1 protein-coding gene is annotated in these 814 nt (G+C 58.2%); it reads right to left on the bottom strand.

Annotated features, from left to right (window positions below; all coding sequences use genetic code 11):
- Positions 1 to 661, bottom strand: a 661-nt coding sequence (locus KHU33_RS26145) for a hypothetical protein (RefSeq protein ID WP_211468477.1), incomplete at its 3' end; no start/stop codon positions are given.
- Positions 662 to 814 lie beyond the last annotated feature (153 nt).

An 814-nucleotide genomic window follows, 5' to 3' on the forward strand; every position in this document is an offset into this window, starting at 1 on the left:
CAAAATCGCTTAGCGGAACCGTGTGACGCAGCAGCACGCCATAATCGAGCGAACGCTGATGCGGGAAATAACCCGGTTTCACCGCGATGATTTCGTCGAAGCCGCGCGCGTGGTAGTAGCGCAATTGCGGATCCAGCGGCAGGCCGCCGCGACAAGCGCGGGCGTATTCCTCGACATCGCTTTCCGGGCAGGTTTGCAACCAATCGCGCAAACCCGGAACGGGAGATCCAAGATAGACGTAGCGCCAGCCGCGCTTGAGCGCATAGGGCCAGCAAAACGCAAACAACGCCTCGGTGCCGGCTTTGTTGCGGCTGCTCAAGCTGACACCGAACAGGGAGCTGCTTTGCTTCGGCGAGGGAAGCTTCGCGCAGTCGCTCCAGGTCTGCACCCCGTGATGGAAATCGTCGGCTACCTGCTTGAGAAAGAGTGTGGCGAGCAGCGCACCGGTGCGGGAACAGAATGCGCCTATGGACAAGTCGGGATGCATGTCGATGCGGTTATGCAATTCGCTTTGCGACGCCGCTTGTACCTCATCCCATTTCTCGCGCTCCAATTCCATGATCGCGGGCAGGTCGAACCTAGTGAGGAAGCGGGTATGTACAGGCGCGCCGGTTGGCCGGAACACGACGGCCGGGGTCGACAAATGTTGTGTGTAATTCATGGTGTTTTCGAGAGCAGTTGTCTTGATGGGGTAGCCAATAAGGCGCGACATTACACCACCGTCATATGACACGATCATGACAAGGCGGGCGATTCACGAAGTTCGCATATCGAAGCAATCTTTCGCATGCGCGTCACGCGGCAACCTCGTTTG

The organism is Collimonas silvisoli (assembly GCF_018305005.1).
GTDB lineage: Bacteria > Pseudomonadota > Gammaproteobacteria > Burkholderiales > Burkholderiaceae_D > Collimonas > Collimonas silvisoli.